Below are 791 nucleotides of genomic sequence, written 5' to 3'. Positions count from 1 at the left end.
GAGATGGCGACAATGCCAATTCCTACCTGACCGCGCCGATTTCCGGAACGATTGTCCGGCGCGCAGTCACGCTTGGCCAGACGGTCGCCGCGGGAGATGCCGGCGCCGACACGCTCTTCACGATCGCGGATGACAGCGTGGTCTGGGCAGACATCGCCGTCTACAAACAGGACATTGGTCGTATACGTATTGGCGCACCTGTCGCGCTGAAGACCGACGCAGGAAATGTCCTGGCGCTATCGACTGTCGCTTTCGTGCTTCCCGTCATCAATGAAACCTCTCGCACCGCGACGGCACGGGTGATTGTGGCCAATACCGATGGCAGCCTGACGCCCGGCCAGTTTGTGACGGCCGATCTCAGTGTCGGCAATGCAAGCCCCGTGGTGCGGGTCCCGCAAACAGCCGTCCAGATTGTCGAGGACAAACCGTCGATCTTTGTTCCCGTTGAAGGCGGTTTCGCCCCAAAGCCCGTGATGATCGGTGCAACGGCCGGCGGCTTTGTCGAAATTCGTTCAGGCCTGGCGGTCGGCGAGACCTTTGTCTCGCAAGGGGGTTTCACCCTCAAGGCCCAGCTTGAAAAAGACGCCTTTGGCGATGGACACGGACATTAGGACCAACAGACATGACCAATTTTATGCACCGTATCGCCGGGGGCCGCCTCCTGGCAGCCATCGCGGCACTCGCCATGACGCTCGGCGGCCTGTTCGCCTTCCGGGCCCTGCCCGTGGACGCCTTTCCGGACGTCACGCCCTCCCTGGTCCAGGTCTTTACCGAAACCGAAGGCCTCGCCC

Annotated in this window: 2 protein-coding genes; both read left to right on the top strand. The window is 61.8% G+C overall.

Annotation, left to right across the window (positions count from 1 at the left end):
* Positions 1–611, top strand: a 611-nt coding sequence (locus tag HOC_RS20620; protein ID WP_035542649.1) for an efflux RND transporter periplasmic adaptor subunit, incomplete at its 5' end; no start/stop codon positions are given.
* A gap of 11 nt (positions 612–622) precedes the next feature.
* A partial coding sequence (locus tag HOC_RS22770; RefSeq protein WP_156950585.1) for an efflux RND transporter permease subunit occupies positions 623–791 on the top strand: 169 nt, incomplete at its 3' end.

Source organism: Hyphomonas oceanitis SCH89 (genome assembly GCF_000685295.1).
Taxonomy (GTDB): Bacteria; Pseudomonadota; Alphaproteobacteria; order Caulobacterales; family Hyphomonadaceae; genus Hyphomonas; species Hyphomonas oceanitis.
This window is presented reverse-complemented; position numbering and strand designations above follow the sequence as displayed.